The sequence below is a fragment of the Halorubrum sp. Atlit-28R genome (genome assembly GCF_003665955.1).
Lineage (GTDB): Archaea > Halobacteriota > Halobacteria > Halobacteriales > Haloferacaceae > Halorubrum > Halorubrum tropicale.
Window position 1 is genome coordinate 1 of sequence record NZ_QPLS01000095.1, and the last position, 592, is coordinate 592.

General features: G+C 61.0%; 1 pseudogene. It reads left to right on the forward strand.

Annotation, left to right across the window (positions count from 1 at the left end):
* Positions 1-486 (forward strand): annotated as a pseudogene (locus tag DVK06_RS16955) (ABC transporter ATP-binding protein); the annotation flags it as partial.
* Between the last annotated feature and the right edge of the window lie 106 nt (positions 487-592).

The window sequence follows — 592 nt, forward strand, 5'->3', positions numbered from 1 at the left end:
GGCTTCATCGGCTCGCCGTCGATGAACTTCGCCGAGGCGACGGTCACAGAAAACTCGCTTTCGACGGCGTACTTTTCGCTCGCGTTCGATCCGGCGTCTGTCGAGGCTGTGGACGTGGGCGACGAGGTGACTGTCGGGATTCGTCCCGAAGATATCTATCCCGGCGGAACGCGCGTCGAAGTGGAAGACCCCTCTTCGCTCATCTCCACGCGTGTCGATATTCTCGAACCGATGGGCGACGAGATATTCGCGTACATGTTGTTGGGCGAACGCCGTACATCGATGGACCAGTCGAGAGCCGATGACCAGCTGCTGATGAGTGTTGACCCCGACTCGACGATTCGAGAAGACACGGACGTCGAAGTCGTGATAGACCGGGGGAACGTCCACCTCTTTGAGACGGCGTCGGGCGAGGCACTCGCCCACGGTCTGTCCCCCGTTTCAGCCGACCTAGAGACCGAGACGACAGCCGACGAAGACGACTGAAACGGCCCGACGCGACGGCTTCGACGTCGCCGACGTTTCGACGAGCAGATGGACGACGTGGAGTCGCGTCCCCTCTGTATTCGGAGTGCGACTATCGTCGCTGGTC